This is a genomic window from Massilia sp. IC2-476 (assembly GCF_020707295.1).
Taxonomy (GTDB): Bacteria; Pseudomonadota; Gammaproteobacteria; order Burkholderiales; family Burkholderiaceae_D; genus Telluria.
The window spans coordinates 1-1,386 of the sequence record NZ_JAJFER010000022.1; the positions used below are offsets into that span (position 1 = coordinate 1).

The 1,386-nt window shown below is 55.6% G+C and carries 1 protein-coding gene; it reads right to left on the minus strand.

What is annotated here, in order from left to right; translation table 11 throughout:
* Positions 1 to 34: 34 nt before the first annotated feature.
* Positions 35 to 1,386 (minus strand): IS3 family transposase gene (locus LK539_RS24375; RefSeq protein WP_227803635.1). Its coding sequence is split into 2 segments (ribosomal slippage), with 1,353 coding nucleotides annotated over them: positions 35 to 936 and positions 936 to 1,386; the frame shifts between segments, so codons are not numbered across the junction. This gene is flagged as partial in the annotation.

Below are 1,386 nucleotides of genomic sequence, written 5' to 3' on the forward strand. Positions count from 1 at the left end.
TGAACTGACCCCGTAAAGTTGGACGGTTAGTTTGCTAAGCGGCCAAGGCCTGAGTCCTGTACTGAACGGGGCTCAGGCCTTTTAATTTGAGCTTGATGCGGTCGTTATTGTAATAGTGGATGTAGTCAGCCAGGCCGTCGCGTAACTCATCGATGCTTTCGAACCTGTTCAGGTAGAAGAACTCGGACTTGAGCACAGCGAAGAAGCTTTCCATCGCCGCATTGTCGAGACAGTTGCCCTTGCGAGACATGCTCTGTACGAGTTGACGCTCCTGGAGCTGACGTTGATAGGCGGGCATCCTGTACTGCCATCCCTGGTCGGAGTGCAGCATTGGCCTCTCATTTGGTCCGAGCTTGGCTAGCGCTTTCTTGAGCATCGAATTGACCAGCTCAAAGGCAGGACGTTTGCTCGTCTCAAAAGCGACGATCTCCCCGTTGTACAGGTCCAAGACCGGTGACAGGTAGAGCTTTTCTCCGGCCACGTGAAATTCCGTTACGTCCGTCACCCACTTCTGATTTGCGGTTTTTGCGTTGAACCGACGCTGCAACGCATTGGACGCAGCGTGGCCCACCTCGCCCTTGAACGAGCGGTACTTCTTCGGTCGTACCAGCGATTTCAAGCCCAGCGTGCCCATCAGACGCTGGACCGTCTTGTGATTCACCTGGCGTCCCAACTGGCGCAGCCCGGCCGTGATGCGCCTGTAACCGTAGCGGCCCTTATGGCTGTTGAAGATCGTCCGAATCTGTTCTTTGAGTTGCTCGTACTTGTCGGCAGCCTGAAGAGATTTCCGCTGATAGTAAAAAGTGCTGCGCGCCAGATTGGCCAGTTTCAGTAAGTCCGCCATCGGAAACAGCTGCCTTAGTTCATGCACTACTTGCGCTTTTTCTGCGGCACTTGCTTCTGCCGGGCCTGAACTAAGGCTTGCAATTTTTTTGTGTAAGCGAGCTCCATGCGCAGCTGCTTCACCTCGGCCAGCAATTGCTCGTGGCTGAGCTTGTCATCGTCGGGTGGACTTTCTGGCGCTGGTTCTGGCGTCGGCATTTCTTTGGATCTTCCTCGTGGGCGCGGCACCAATGCCTCGACGCCCCCAACTCGATATGCTCGCTCCCAGATGCCAACCATTGCGTGGTGACGAATGTCGAACTTGGCGGCAGTCTGGAGCATGGAGAGCTGATTGTCCCACATGTGCCGTAGCACCGACAGTTTGAACTCGGCACTGTACCTGCTGAACTTCTTGCTCAGTCCCGCGTTCCCATGGGCGCGGTAGGCCATTACCCACCTCTCCAACATGGCATGGGTCGTCAACCCGTGCCGCTTCGCGATCCCACGATACCCAATAGAGCTGTCGGCTAGATAGTCTTGGACAACCGCGAGCTTGAATTGCTC